Here is a 289-nt window from a genome sequence, read left to right on the forward strand (position 1 = left end):
CACAAGTACTGACGCTTGCTCATTAATTAGACTAGTTTCAATTTGTGCTTTTACATCGTCAAATGGTTTAGTCGCTGCTGGCGTATAATCTAATACTCGTACAACAATAATATGCTCGCTTCCTACCTCTAAGACTTCAGAGTTGACACGATCTTCAAGTAACTCTGGCGTAAATACCACATTGCTAACAGCAGGAGTATTTAATGGAGCTGGTAAAGCCAAACGGCTGATAAGACCCGTTGATTTAAGCTCTACACCCGCCGCTAAAGCAGCATCTTCTAAAGAGTCT

1 pseudogene is annotated in these 289 nt (G+C 41.5%); it reads right to left on the reverse strand.

The annotated features are described in order from the left end of the window. Positions 1-289: pseudogene (locus CWC11_RS22060) on the reverse strand (peptidylprolyl isomerase); the annotation flags it as partial.

This window comes from Pseudoalteromonas sp. S3178 (assembly GCF_005886985.1).
In the GTDB taxonomy this organism is placed as follows: domain Bacteria; phylum Pseudomonadota; class Gammaproteobacteria; order Enterobacterales; family Alteromonadaceae; genus Pseudoalteromonas; species Pseudoalteromonas carrageenovora.